This window comes from Acinetobacter sp. YH12106 (assembly GCF_013418995.1).
Taxonomy (GTDB): Bacteria; Pseudomonadota; Gammaproteobacteria; order Pseudomonadales; family Moraxellaceae; genus Acinetobacter; species Acinetobacter pseudolwoffii.
On sequence record NZ_VPAV01000033.1, the window covers coordinates 1 to 11,707 of the forward strand.

An 11,707-nucleotide genomic window follows, 5' to 3' on the forward strand; every position below is an offset into this window, starting at 1 on the left:
AACTTAAACATTTTCGGATATTAACAGAACGCTATAGAAATAGACGGAAACGCTTTGGTCTAAGAATGAATTTAATTGCTGGAATGGTGAATTGGATGCTCTTAAATTAACTTTCGCAAGAGATCTATTGGGTTAATAATAACTCTCTAACTTTTCTTCTATTTCCAAATGAGCTATTGAAGATTAGGTAAGGAGGAATAATAACGTATCCCAATAAATTAGCAGTACTTATTGGATCAGGAACAGAATACTATTCACAGCTTTCTTCAACTTTAGACGTCATGTTCACCAGTGGGGCTAATTATGCACACTGACCAAGGTAGTCAATATTGCTCTAATTAGTACCAGCACTTACTGAATCGACATCAAATTCGATGCAGCATGAGCCATAAGGGTCTGTGTTACGACAATGCGGTCATGGAAAGATTTTTTCTAAACTTGAAGATGGAGCGAGTTTGGCAGCAATACTATGCCAATCATCAAGAGGCAATACGGGATGTCAGTCATTATATTACGGTGTTTTATAATCAAGTCAGATTACATTCAACGCTGAACTATCAGACGCCCAATCAGTTCGAGCAAAATATCGATAATCTACCTAGTGAGCTGTCCGAATTTACTTGACCATTACATCTCTCATATCATTACGGTGTGGGGGATTTCCATCAGACTGCTGTGTGTCACTTTCAGAAGGTTTATTTCCAAGAGTCTCATAAACTGATAACACAGTGCCTGTCGAACATTTCAATACCATAGCGACTATGTCCATCGGAATAGTGTAATTTCGAACAAACATGTCCATTGGAGCATCATAAGGTCTGTTTTTATAGGTTTCCCCATTGAGTTTTGCAAACACATACACCTGTTTTTTGCAGCTAGCGTTCTTTTTAGCATTATCAATTTCTGCAGGAAAAGTTAATGCATTAGCATCGTATACATTGGTAAAACTGGTTGAGGATTCAATATAAAAGTCCTTACTTACTTTATACTGACCAGAAGTTCTAGTTGTTTTTCCAACACGAAGAGTATTCTGAGGAGTAGGTATATCTCTTTCATCTAAAGCAAAACTCGTAATGATACGACCACTATCGCCAAATAGATTACCTGTATATCGAGAGCTTTGAAGTTTGATCTCATATCTAGTTTTACCAGGATTGTATGTAGTACTAATCGAATCTAATTGGAAAGCATAAATTTTGTCTGAGCCCAATGATTTAATTTTTATTCCCTTTGCTAATCGTGCCTCATATTCTGCTGTAGTTTCGAACTCACCTTTTTTTAAAAATACATCTGCTTCCGAAGAGTACTTCTTCACAAATTCTGTACTGCTAGATGCTGTAAATTTATTTGGGTTGAAACTGTCCATTGGATAGAGTGCAGATGGACTACTTTTTGTTGGAGCAGCAAATGCAGGTGTTAAAGCAGTTAAAACCAACATAGTGATCGCTAATTTCTTCATGAAAGAGAGTGTTATCAATGCATTGGGTAAAGGATACATTGTTCGCAACAAATTACGTATCTAAACTTTCTGATAACTCCTTAGCACTCTTCAAAACATAATAATGCTTATGTGCATGAACAGATTACACTTGTCTAGGTAAAATCTGTAACTAGTTGCTGGTCGGATAAGTGCTGATTTTAAGTCATCATCGTTTTGAATTGGCTTGGCACTAATTGAGACAATCTCCACTTAGGATCAGGGACTCATTGAGAATTTTTAATTTATTTCCATAATTGCATTTTCATTTTTCAAATATCGATAAACAGCCTGTCGGCTGATACTAAAAGCTTTTGCCAAATCAACTTTAGAGGGATATTTTCCCTCTTTCCATGCTTGTCGTAAAGCTTCAGCCTGCTCATGATTTAATTTATGGACTCGACCTTTATATTTCCCTTGAGCCGCTGCAATCTTAATTCCCTCTTTCTGCCGTTCCAGAATGATTTCACGTTCAAATTGTGCAAAAGCACCCATCAGTTGCAGCATCAAATTATCCATCGGAGTGGATTGAGCCGTGAATGTAATATTTTCTTTTACAAACTGGATGGCGATCCCTCTTTTAACCAGTTTATCTACTTCAGTGACTAAATCTTTTAGACTGCGTGCAAAACGATCCATGGAATGTACAATCACCCTGTCCCCTTCCCGGACATAGTTCAACATTTCTTGAAATTTCGGTCGGTCGGTATTTTTACCCGAAGCTCGGTCAACAAAAATCCGGTCGACTTCAATTCCCTCAAGTTGACGTCCAGTATTTTGCTCGACTGAACTGACCCGGACATACCCTACTTTTTGACCTTTCACTCTTTCATGCCCCAATTAGATAAAAATGAACAATTTCGTAAATTATAAATCTTTAATACCAAAGTTACATGTTACTTATGATTAAAAATCATTTAAATGGTACATAGTTTTACGAACCTTCAGATTGTCACTTTAGGGTATAATCTATAGTTACATAAATTTAGATATTAAAAACTTGTCTCCGATAAACCCAGTATGGTTCAGTATGCCTAAGAATGTGATTCATCATTCAGATAGAGGTGTTCAATATCTTTCTATTCGCTATACCAATCGTTTAGAAGCAGCAAATTTACGAGCATCAGTCGGTACGACAGGTGATTCATACGATAATGCTTTGGCTGAAACGGTGAATGGCTTATACAAAACAGAAGTGATTGAATATCTAAAAGCAGATTGGCAAGGTTTAGCGGATGTACAACTTGCGACATTAAATTGGGTAGATTGGTTCAACAAAAAGCGTGTACACAGTGCACTGGGTTATGTATCGCCTTTTGAGTTTGAAGCAATGTACTATGATAAGATTAATCCGTTAGGTCAGGTGGCCTAACTTAAATAAAAAAGTCTCCGACAAACCCGGTACGGTTCAGTTTGATCAAATGATCCGTATCGATGAAATCTGGCTCTCTACCCAGCCGATGGACATGCGTGCGGGTATGGATACGACCAAGGCGCAGATCATGAAAGCCTTTGGCTCGATCAAACCGCATTGCGCTTATCTGTTCTGTAATAAACGTGGCCATCGTATGAAAGTACTGGTGACTGGTGCATGATGGACTAGGCATCCGGCTCTATGCCCGGCGGCTAGGACAGGGCAAATTTCACTGGACTCAGATTCACCAGGGTAAAAGCGTAGCCCTCAGCCCGGAATAGTTGCAGGCACTTATCCGGGGTTTGCCCTGGCAGCTATGCAATTTTTCTTGTGTTTAAGATTAATAAATATTAATATTTATTTTTAAATATCAAATACTTTACTGAAATATGAAATTAATAATTATTCTAAGTGCATTATGCATTTTATCTTCGGGTACAGTTTATGCTAATCCCTCTCAGCAGGGAAAAATAAATTTTGTTAAAAAAGTATATGAAGATCAGTTAAATGAAGACTTGATGGGGATTGATGTATTAAAGTTGCATGGATCCAAAGAATTGCGCTTACTAATTCAGAAGCGAGATGCTATTGCAGATCGTCATGAAGGAGATATGTGTGAATGGGTGCGTCAAGTGCTTATTCCAGGCAATGATAATGATGTTCGTGCTAATAAAATAAAGTACTCGATACTACCGAGTGGACGTGTGCGCGCACAGGCTAAAAATTTCGGAGAAAGTTTTCATGTTGATTTTGATGTGAAATGTGATAATCAAGGATGTAAAATTGCTGACGTTTATGAGCCAGGCAGTTATAAAAAAGAACTAATATCTATTGTGAAAAATGGTACATGTTAATATATCTAAGCTTCCCTCAATTTCGAATTCTTACTAAGAATCTTTGATAAAATTAACTTAGTTGAGAAAAGAAATTTCTTTTAAGCATAATGGAGATTAGTTGATATACTAATCTCCAATTACAACATTAAAAATCATGACATTCCGATGGGATTTCCCAATCAATCAGACCTGCCGAGTCATCATATGTAGCAATTACAGTACAAGAAGATGTGATATGTCCACCTCTAATTACTCCGACTTTTACTTTATAGGTTGCCGAATTACTTGTTCCTTTAATAAACTTCAAGTCTTCAATTTCAGTGACTTGAAAAAGGCTATCTACTTCGGCAGCACTATTTATTTCATAATCTAAACTTTGATTCTCATCAATTGCATAGATAATTGCATCTGCATATTTTTTATATTTTCTATCTTCCTTATCTTTTTTGTATTCACTTAAAGCTTGATTAGCCGCTTCTTCATTCTTTGATTTTTCAGAAATAGACTCAGAAACAGGAATTTCTACAATTTCAGGAACCGTATTAGAAACGGGCTCAGATTCAATAGTTTTTTCATTAGGTTTAGAACATGCTGTCAAAGCAGTGATGGTAAGGGCTAAAGCAGAAGTTTTTAAAATATTTATTTGCATGAAATTCTCTAGTTTAAACTATTGATTATAATTAATTTTATTTAAAAAACATCCCTTATTCAAGTTAATAATCCAAAAATGAATAAACTAATTTCTATTTGAGCTGAAGTAGAAATATTGAAATAAACCATATAAGGTGAGCCGAATTTTTTGGAATTAGGTAAAAGGTACTTTGAGGATGCCAAAATTTTATTTTAACTTTTATTACATAATGTGATTTTAGACTCAATTGGGGTTTTTCTAAATTATTTCTGAAAAATTATGTTATATTTAGGTGATTTTATGTAACTGAATAAAAAAATGTTTTCTTTTTTATCTATAGAATTCGCATTGTCGTTCATTCTATTTTTTGGTATTTATTGGGTATTTAGGAATAAGCCTCAGATTCAGAATCTGATTCTCGTTATTACAAGTTATTTGCTGGTTTTTTTGATGGCTGGTGGGCTAGCTATCACTATTTTATTTATTTTTAGTTTGATAGTTTATTTAATATCCATATTAATGGATCGATATATTTTACTTAAGAAAAAATTATTAATTTCTGGAATTGTAATAACATTAATTCAGCTAAGTATCTTTAAATATTACGATTTTTTTAAACCGATAGTTTCTGAATCTTTAGATAAACTTAATTTAGATAATTCAGGATTGGCAGCAAATTTAATTTTACCTTTAGGTATTTCCTATTACTCATTCCAAGCGATTAGTTATTTGGTTAGTCGTTATAGGAATGAAATAGATTGTCCTAGATTTAATTTAATTCAACTTTTAATGCATTTTTCATTCTTTGTAACTATAACAGCCGGCCCTATCGCTCGTGCTCAGAATGCAAAGGGGTTGACCGATATTAGTGGCCAGTCTTGTGGAATGAGTACACAGATAACGACGAATCAGCCCCGTAAAATTTTATTACCGAGCTTGGCTTTAATACTTCTAGTTTTAGCGTTAATAAAAAAATGGTGGATCGCAGGTTGGCTTGCGGATCAATGGGTGAATCCTGTATTCGCTAATCCAATGCAATATCATAGTTTGGAAATATTGGCTGCGATTTATGGTTATACCTTGCAGCTATTTCTCGATTTCTCCGGCTACAGTGAAATGATGATCGCTTTTGGCCTGCTGTTGGGTTTTAGATTACCTGTAAACTTTAGAGCTCCGTTACTTGCCCACAACATCCGTGATTTTTGGGATAAATGGCATATAAGTTTGTCTACCTGGATACGAGACCATATTTATATCCCGCTAGGGGGGAGCCGGGGTGGTTTTACACTAACCCAATTAAATCTAGTGATTGCAATGGTGTTATCAGGTATCTGGCATGGATCAGGATGGAATTTTTTTATCTGGGGATTGTTACACGGCTTAGCATTAGTACTGCTTAATACCTCAGATAAAATCTATCAAAAGGTCTTTAAAGTAGACATAAAACATGCACGTGATGCTTTTGCAAAATCAAGCTGGATAGGGAAAACCACTAGCGTATTTTTCACAATCACCTTTGTTAGTTTTTGCTTTGTTTTCTTTAGAGCCAAAACCTTCGAAGAGGCATTGCAAGTATTTAGAGCCTTATTGAGTAATCATATTAATGTCCAATGGACTAGTAACCCATTATATTTACTTACTTTATTAACGATAGCCTGGGTGATTTACCCATTTGTTTATCGGGCATTAAGTAATTTAAGTTCATATCAACGAAAGATCCCAAGATATGCATTGCTAGTACCGCTCTTCGCTATTTTCATCACTATTATCATTTGTGCACCTTCTGGAATTCCTGGATTTATATATGCAAATTTCTAATGAGTCAAAACTGCTAGAGCTTGAATATGAAATTAATGCTCAGGAATTTAGTCCAGCTGATGATCATGTTCAGAGTTATATTTTTATTCTGGTTACCCTGGTTTTTTTTGCATTTTTATCAATTTGGATTATGCAAAATTCAGTCAATGCCTATTTTCAGCAGACTTACCATAGAGAAAGTCCTTTAACTAAGTTAGATAAATTTGAAGTATGGACATTCGGTGGGCAGATTGGTAATCTTTTATATACGAAACATGGCTTGAATAAAGTCATTGTTGGTCAATTGAATACAGACATCATAAGTCGATACAATGAGCATTATGCTTATACACCAGAATATCGCAAGTACTTACTTGACCTTGAAAAACAAGAAAAGATTCGATTAGCGAAAGAAGAACAAGCAAGGGTGCATCAAGCTTTACTTGACCAATTTACCTTGACCAAAACTGACCAAGTTTTCTTTGCAGGTGACTCATTAATGCAGGGAGTTGCACCGCATGTGCAAAAGCATTTGCAAGAAAAATTTGATATTAAAACCATTAATTTGAGTAAACAAAGTACCGGCTTATCTTACCCAAGCTTCTTCGATTGGCCTACAACAATTCAAGATACTATTTCTACAAATAAGCAAATTAAAGTTTTAGTCGTGTTCTTAGGAGCGAACGATCCTTGGGATATGCCAAACCCTAAAGGTGGAAGTTACCTTAAATTTCAATCGCCTGAATGGGAGACTGTCTATCGTTCTCGCATTTCTCAAATCATTCAAACAGCTAGAGAAAATCGAATTAGTGTGATGTGGTTGAGTCCACCAAATATGAAAAAAGATTCGTTGAATCAGCAGATGGTATATTTAAATCAAGTCATTAGTGATGAAGTGAAAAAGCATCAGGCATTTTTTATTGATTCTAGGCCATTGCTTGGTGGAAAAAATGATATTTACAATGAATATCTTACTAAAAATGGAGGCTCTATTAAAATGCGTAGTGCTGATGGAATTCATTTTTCCATAGAAGGTCAGAAACTAATTGCACAAGTTATTTCAAGCCATCTAAAAGTTATTCATTAAACTAAATAAAATACAGGTTAAGTCTATGTTGATTAAAAAGTCGGTTTATTTAGGTGTATTCGGCATTTTAATGATCGGATCGCCGGTTTATGCTAGTAATTTGACAAATTTTAATGATCCTAATACTGACCAATTAATGACTGCTTTTAAAAATAAATCTGTTCATATTGTTCAATTTGGTGATTCCCATACAGCAGCTGATGTAATGACCGGTACCTTAAGAACAAAATTACAAAATAAACTAGGGAATGGGGGAATGGGTTGGGGAATGCCTATGTATTTTTCTGGGCAGCGTTTAGTCCGTTATGGGTATGATAACAATGGTTGGCAACCAATCTCTAGCCGTCAGCAACGAGATCATAATTATACGTTGGGGGGCTTAATCGCTACCCCTAAGTTTAATGGAGCAACCTTAACCATTAAATCAAAACAAAGTGAACTTTCGCAAAAAATCACAGTAAATTTAAGGCAGGCTGCAACGGATGGTAAGTTTTTGGGCCGAGATGCACAAGGTCATCAATTTGAGATTGAAGCCCCAATCAAAAACAATACCTGGCAAACAGTCGAGTTTGTGGCACAACTACCATTTACCATCACTGCTTCAAATGCAGAACAATCAGCAATTGGGGGATGGTGGGCAAAAAATCAAAATGGTGGGGGGGCTGTTGTTTCAGCATTAGGAATTAATGGAGCAGAATTATCATATTGGAATCGCTGGAACGAGGGGTGGCAGCAAAATTTAAAGAGCATCTCGCCTGAATTGATTATTATTGCTTATGGAACAAACGAAGCATTTAACGACAATATTGATGTCGATAAGTATAAAAATTTATTAATTTCGAAAGTTGATCAGATCCGTGTAGCGAGTCCTGATACTGCCATTATGATTGTTTCAGCACCAGAAAGCTTAAAAAATATCGCGGGTCAATGTGGGATAAGACCAATTAAATTAACTGCGATTCAAAATGTGCAGTACCAAGTTGCACAGCAAAAGCATACTTTGTATTGGAATTGGCAACAAGCCATGGGGGGGGAATGTTCGATGAAATCTTGGATTAATCAAGGTTTAGGTCGAAAAGATGGGGTTCATTTTTCAGAGGCAGGTTATCAAAAATTAGGACAAGCATTGGCAGAGGATCTGCTGTCTTTTGTAGGATTACAACAAAGTTATAACACTCCTACGAATACAGAAGTTAATGTAGCGAAATCTTCACAGCAGTATAAACCTTCAACAAATATGGGATATGCGAGTATTTGCTTGGAAGGAACTAAAGAGTGCAAAAGTATAAATTTTTAACAAGTGGCAGTTCATAGATGGTTATGCGTGTCTAGAATTTTAGTGGCTAGTCAATCAATCATCACAAAGTAGTGCAATTTTAAAATCAGTATTTATTCAACAATATGGGATAGCTAAGTTATGATCTTAGATCATTAGTTAGCTAGTTTCTATCCAATCGAAATAAGCGTTTTTTTATGAAATTTTTTTTAGCTATCCTCCTACCAATAGTATTTTTTAACTCAGCATATGCTTCAAAGGTCAATATCATGTTTATTGGTAAATGGGGAATTAATAAAGCCGCTTGTCGTGGCATGGTGAATGGTGATGATTTTAGGGTTTTAAGTATAAAAAATAGTGAAGTTAACCAAATTAAAGATGAGCGTTATGAAGGTTATTCACATATAAATATCACTCATTTTCTGCAAAGTCCTACTAATGAATTACATGGCTCAGGATTCAGGTATACATTTCATGATGAAGAAGGGGGCAATATTCATAGAGAACGAGAAAAAGTTCATTATGTTTTAATCAACAATAAATTATATTCAATTGATGAATATATTTCAGAAAATGGAAAAACTGAGTCTTATACAACTTCTTTTATTAGATGTTAGGTAATCCCCCCTAAAAATAAAAGGATCTAAAAGTAGAATCTTCTCTTAAGATACAAGCAGGAGATCCTGCTTGAACTACCTGGAACAGCAGAAGTAGTCTATGATCTGGAAGTAGCATTCAAAACTGAAATGCAAGAATTTCACTATAAGCCAAAGATAGCATTTAACGGCTCAACAACAGAATGTTATACTGAATTATCACAAACAATACAGCAACTTATAGAATGAAAAAGACATTAATAAGCTTATTATTACTTTCTTCAACATTAGCTTATGCTAACAACTCAGACTCACCTCAAACAATAAATGTGGGAAAGAAAGCAATTCAGTCTACTATTAAAGGACATATATTTTGGGTAGAAGCTGATGATGGTAAGCAATATCGTCATAGAGTAATTAATTATCATGATTTTAAATATAATTTAGATGAGGGGCCATCTCATAACTACTTCATTACTTTACGATTAAAAGATATAGATGATCCAGAGACACAAACGATTGACTGTAAAACAAGTCTAAATTATGACTATCCAACTGGAGATATTGACTATCCAGACTCCATTGACTTCAGATGGTGCAAAATTAATGAATTTTAATTAATATTTTATAAAACAGTACATTATGTTTATATAAATCATTTTTCTATTTATAGTCTATGGAAGTTCGAATGAAGAAACTATTACTATCACTTTGCTTGATAATGATTACACCTGTTGTATTGGCAGATGCTCAGCAAGAAGCAATGGAAGCAACATTTGCAGCAGCGACAGATTCATCTATAGATACTGTATTTGAAATTTACCAGACCTATTATGATCCTGTAGATGATGAAACCTACTCAATTGTTGGATATGATAGCTTGGAAGATATAGTATTTAAAGATAATTTAGTTGTTTACAAAGTTACACTGCTATACGGTGATCCAGACATTCCTCGTATCTATAAAGGCTGTGATGTTTATATTACTGCTAAAAATGGCAAGACAACATACAGCAAAATCAATCCAAAAGAATGTATGTAAAAGGAACTAATAAATAAAATTTATCATATATTAACAAACATATAAAAATATAATTATTGCACTTACTTAGAAAGTAAGCATCCGGTGAACTCATCTTACCAAGCTATCCTATAAGCCTTAATTTGGTTCTCACTTAAAAACAAGTGGGGACTTAATCCATGAGCATGGATCTATATTCAATCCACGTAATACACAGGCTGACGATAGCTCTGGGTTGTACTCTTAGCTCACAATGTTAGTTGTAACGGTAGATATAAAAGTAGACCATTCGAGAAGCAGCATGGCAATAGCTCAATCAAACTGCCAAAGCCCGAATGCTGTTAGGGGGTCATTTTTACACTGCCGATAACATAAAAATGAATGTGCCAAATTCATCCGAGTTATCCAAATTCACATACAAACGCCTATATGGCTTATAGATTTATTATTTTTTAGGGGGATTACCATCTCATATTTAGAATAATAGGAGCAGTCCAAAGTCAGGAAGACTAAGAAAGGAGGCCTAAGCCTCCCTTATGAATCATTTTAAACAGATGCGATAAGAAGGGGTGTTATAACACCCCTTCTCTTCTTTGATTTTACCTAGCTCCACAAAATCATCACTTGGTTTAATCAAACGAAGAGTTTTTTTAAAATTGTCATCCACATTTATTTCAAAAGACTGAACATCTTTTAAAATCTTTTTATCATTTAATCCATGAAGAGATATTGAACCATAATCATCATTTTGATACGAAACACATTTAACGACATCTGTCTTACCTAATTTCTTATTGGTAATAGTACAGGTTTCCGCAAACGTTAACGTTGACACACTAAATAAAATAGCAACAGTTAAAAAATTTCTCATAATTTTCACCATGCACATACTTTAAAGCTGTTACCTTCACCGACCCAACAAGCTTTTTGCGTTGTAGAACGTACTGCTTGCCCCCAAGTTTCAGCCCCACCTCGGAACTTAGGTCCCTGTACAACAGCGACATTTTTTTCCTCCATCCAAACCATTAATCCTTCAAGACCAATACTTTTTGATAAGCTAGTACCAGATAAATAAAAAGAACCATTACCTTGTGGAGTGAATGTACATTTGCCTTTGTAAATAGTTTTACCATTTTCATCAATTTGACATTTTGCTGTTTTTCCAGCTGCTGATGCGATTGGGGATATTAATAAAAAGCCACAAAAAAAAGCTGAAGTTAGTAATAATGGTTTTTTAGAAAAAAAATTCAAGGTTTTCCCCTTTATGCATTTAAATTAAAAATCTTTTTGTGGTTAGTAGATTAATAGTTTATAAGTTAAAATTCTATTAAATTTTATACAAATTAGTTTATAACAACAAAAATTCTTTCCTAAAAAGAATAGAATATAAGAATAAAAAATGAACCGTACCGGGTTTGTCGAAGACCAAGCTTTCTGAGAGAATTTCCCGATGAAAAAAGTAAAATATACCCCTGAAATCAGAGAAAGAGCGGTTCAATTATTGATTGAATCCGAGAAAGATTATCCATCGAATTGGGCTGCGATCACCGCTATTGCTCCCTGAGCAGTATA

At 34.8% G+C, this 11,707-nt stretch carries 13 protein-coding genes and 5 pseudogenes; 12 read left to right on the plus strand and 6 right to left on the minus strand.

What is annotated here, in order from left to right:
* Positions 1 to 110, plus strand: a pseudogene (locus FTU45_RS14055) (IS5/IS1182 family transposase); the annotation flags it as partial.
* Positions 111 to 294: 184 nt separating this feature from the next.
* Positions 295 to 624: pseudogene (locus FTU45_RS14060) on the plus strand (integrase core domain-containing protein); the annotation flags it as partial.
* Here the strand turns inward: FTU45_RS14060 and FTU45_RS14065 are convergent.
* Both FTU45_RS14065 and FTU45_RS14070 read right to left on the minus strand, forming a co-directional pair.
* Complete coding sequence (locus FTU45_RS14065) at positions 617 to 1,459, minus strand: hypothetical protein (RefSeq protein ID WP_180076598.1); 843 nt, start codon at positions 1,457 to 1,459, stop codon at positions 617 to 619. The pseudogene FTU45_RS14060 and the gene FTU45_RS14065 overlap by 8 nt on opposite strands.
* 258 nt (positions 1,460 to 1,717) lie before the next feature.
* Complete coding sequence (locus FTU45_RS14070; protein WP_180076599.1) at positions 1,718 to 2,302, minus strand: recombinase family protein; 585 nt, start codon at positions 2,300 to 2,302, stop codon at positions 1,718 to 1,720.
* A 205-nt stretch (positions 2,303 to 2,507) separates the two neighbouring features.
* Here FTU45_RS14070 and FTU45_RS14075 point away from each other — a divergent pair.
* The 3 genes and pseudogenes from FTU45_RS14075 to FTU45_RS14085 all read left to right on the plus strand — a co-directional run.
* A pseudogene (locus tag FTU45_RS14075) lies at positions 2,508 to 2,849 on the plus strand (integrase core domain-containing protein); the annotation flags it as partial.
* Positions 2,850 to 2,898: 49 nt separating this feature from the next.
* The gene (gene tnpB / locus FTU45_RS14080) at positions 2,899 to 3,072 is read left to right on the plus strand and encodes an IS66 family insertion sequence element accessory protein TnpB (protein ID WP_180076600.1); all 174 of its coding nucleotides are present in this window, start codon (positions 2,899 to 2,901) and stop codon (positions 3,070 to 3,072) included.
* A gap of 208 nt (positions 3,073 to 3,280) precedes the next feature.
* On the plus strand, positions 3,281 to 3,745 hold the full coding sequence (locus FTU45_RS14085; protein ID WP_180076601.1) for a hypothetical protein: 465 nt from the start codon (positions 3,281 to 3,283) through the stop codon (positions 3,743 to 3,745).
* A gap of 127 nt (positions 3,746 to 3,872) precedes the next feature.
* Here FTU45_RS14085 and FTU45_RS14090 read toward each other — a convergent pair whose 3' ends face one another.
* The gene (locus tag FTU45_RS14090) at positions 3,873 to 4,376 is read right to left on the minus strand and encodes a hypothetical protein (protein WP_180076602.1); all 504 of its coding nucleotides are present in this window, start codon (positions 4,374 to 4,376) and stop codon (positions 3,873 to 3,875) included.
* Positions 4,377 to 4,808: 432 nt separating this feature from the next.
* On the opposite strand from FTU45_RS14090, the gene FTU45_RS14095 reads away from it, so the two are divergent.
* From FTU45_RS14095 to FTU45_RS14120, 6 genes are all read left to right on the plus strand, one after another.
* On the plus strand, positions 4,809 to 6,176 hold the full coding sequence (locus FTU45_RS14095) for an MBOAT family protein (protein ID WP_306670486.1): 1,368 nt from the start codon (positions 4,809 to 4,811) through the stop codon (positions 6,174 to 6,176).
* Positions 6,163 to 7,242 carry a DUF459 domain-containing protein gene (locus tag FTU45_RS14100; RefSeq protein ID WP_180076604.1) on the plus strand — a complete coding sequence of 360 codons (1,080 nt, stop codon included), beginning with the start codon at positions 6,163 to 6,165 and terminating at the stop codon, positions 7,240 to 7,242. The genes FTU45_RS14095 and FTU45_RS14100 overlap by 14 nt, the downstream gene beginning before the upstream one ends.
* Before the next feature lie 25 nt (positions 7,243 to 7,267).
* The gene (locus FTU45_RS14105; RefSeq protein ID WP_257224064.1) at positions 7,268 to 8,539 is read left to right on the plus strand and encodes an SGNH/GDSL hydrolase family protein; all 1,272 of its coding nucleotides are present in this window, start codon (positions 7,268 to 7,270) and stop codon (positions 8,537 to 8,539) included.
* A gap of 248 nt (positions 8,540 to 8,787) precedes the next feature.
* Entirely contained in the window at positions 8,788 to 9,135 is a 348-nt protein-coding gene (locus tag FTU45_RS14110; protein WP_180064790.1) for a hypothetical protein, read from the plus strand.
* Between the two features lie 224 nt (positions 9,136 to 9,359).
* Positions 9,360 to 9,731 carry a hypothetical protein gene (locus FTU45_RS14115; RefSeq protein WP_180064791.1) on the plus strand — a complete coding sequence of 124 codons (372 nt, stop codon included), beginning with the start codon at positions 9,360 to 9,362 and terminating at the stop codon, positions 9,729 to 9,731.
* 71 nt (positions 9,732 to 9,802) lie between these two features.
* On the plus strand, positions 9,803 to 10,156 hold the full coding sequence (locus FTU45_RS14120; protein WP_180076605.1) for a hypothetical protein: 354 nt from the start codon (positions 9,803 to 9,805) through the stop codon (positions 10,154 to 10,156).
* Between the two features lie 230 nt (positions 10,157 to 10,386).
* Here FTU45_RS14120 and FTU45_RS15365 read toward each other — a convergent pair.
* The 3 genes and pseudogenes from FTU45_RS15365 to FTU45_RS14130 all read right to left on the minus strand — a co-directional run.
* Positions 10,387 to 10,571 (minus strand): annotated as a pseudogene (locus FTU45_RS15365) (hydrolase or metal-binding protein); the annotation flags it as partial.
* A gap of 105 nt (positions 10,572 to 10,676) precedes the next feature.
* Entirely contained in the window at positions 10,677 to 11,006 is a 330-nt protein-coding gene (locus FTU45_RS14125) for a hypothetical protein (protein WP_180064803.1), read from the minus strand.
* Between the two features lie 5 nt (positions 11,007 to 11,011).
* Complete coding sequence (locus FTU45_RS14130; protein ID WP_218949449.1) at positions 11,012 to 11,386, minus strand: hypothetical protein; 375 nt, start codon at positions 11,384 to 11,386, stop codon at positions 11,012 to 11,014.
* 199 nt (positions 11,387 to 11,585) lie between these two features.
* Here FTU45_RS14130 and FTU45_RS14135 point away from each other — a divergent pair.
* Positions 11,586 to 11,696: pseudogene (locus FTU45_RS14135) on the plus strand (IS3 family transposase); the annotation flags it as partial.
* Between the last annotated feature and the right edge of the window lie 11 nt (positions 11,697 to 11,707).

Excerpts from the sequence above, each read along its gene's own strand:
- FTU45_RS14090 (WP_180076602.1), bottom strand. The coding sequence starts at position 4,376 with ATGCAAATAAATATTTTAAAAACTTCTGCTTTAGCCCTTACCATCACT.
- FTU45_RS14110 (WP_180064790.1), top strand. The coding sequence starts at position 8,788 with ATGTTTATTGGTAAATGGGGAATTAATAAAGCCGCTTGTCGTGGCATG.
- tnpB (WP_180076600.1), top strand. The coding sequence starts at position 2,899 with ATGATCCGTATCGATGAAATCTGGCTCTCTACCCAGCCGATGGACATG.
- FTU45_RS14085 (WP_180076601.1), top strand. The coding sequence starts at position 3,281 with ATGAAATTAATAATTATTCTAAGTGCATTATGCATTTTATCTTCGGGT.
- FTU45_RS14095 (WP_306670486.1), top strand. The coding sequence starts at position 4,809 with ATGGCTGGTGGGCTAGCTATCACTATTTTATTTATTTTTAGTTTGATA.
- FTU45_RS14105 (WP_257224064.1), top strand. The coding sequence starts at position 7,268 with ATGTTGATTAAAAAGTCGGTTTATTTAGGTGTATTCGGCATTTTAATG.
- FTU45_RS14065 (WP_180076598.1), bottom strand. The coding sequence starts at position 1,459 with ATGAAGAAATTAGCGATCACTATGTTGGTTTTAACTGCTTTAACACCT.
- FTU45_RS14115 (WP_180064791.1), top strand. The coding sequence starts at position 9,360 with ATGAAAAAGACATTAATAAGCTTATTATTACTTTCTTCAACATTAGCT.
- FTU45_RS14100 (WP_180076604.1), top strand. The coding sequence starts at position 6,163 with ATGCAAATTTCTAATGAGTCAAAACTGCTAGAGCTTGAATATGAAATT.
- FTU45_RS14125 (WP_180064803.1), bottom strand. The coding sequence starts at position 11,006 with ATGAGAAATTTTTTAACTGTTGCTATTTTATTTAGTGTGTCAACGTTA.
- FTU45_RS14120 (WP_180076605.1), top strand. The coding sequence starts at position 9,803 with ATGAAGAAACTATTACTATCACTTTGCTTGATAATGATTACACCTGTT.